Genomic DNA, 405 nt, shown 5'->3' on the forward strand with positions numbered 1-405 from the left:
GGCATATAGAAAGCCATTCAAGCAACTGAATGTTCATATTATACATCTACCAGCGTTTATACTCTCGTCTTAATACCCCTGTTAGATCAACAAGTACAAGGTACGATATATAGCTAAAACTGGAGCCCTTTTGGCATGATTTGACGTGGCATGCCTGCAAAGCGCAGTAGTTGTTTTGGTTGTTTGCCATCTTTTGCGTATGTTAAGCGTAGTTGAGCGCTGGTATGGTCAGATTCTTCTGGGGTGTTAGCCATTTTGGCTCTAATGGGATTTAAGTCTACATACGCCATGCAGGCCGCCAATGCGGCTTCATCTAATAATGCTTGGCAACGAAAACGTCACTCCCAAAACCGGCCAGGACCGTTCGATGCTTTATTTGCTCTGCGCGCAATGTCTTCAGTGTTT

General features: G+C 44.4%; 1 pseudogene. It reads right to left on the bottom strand.

Annotated features, from left to right (window positions below):
• Nucleotides 1–52: 52 nt before the first annotated feature.
• Nucleotides 53–405, bottom strand: a pseudogene (locus tag CWB66_RS21515) (transposase); the annotation flags it as partial.

The sequence above is a fragment of the Pseudoalteromonas sp. S558 genome (assembly GCF_005886635.1).
Classification (GTDB): Bacteria; Pseudomonadota; Gammaproteobacteria; order Enterobacterales; family Alteromonadaceae; genus Pseudoalteromonas; species Pseudoalteromonas aliena.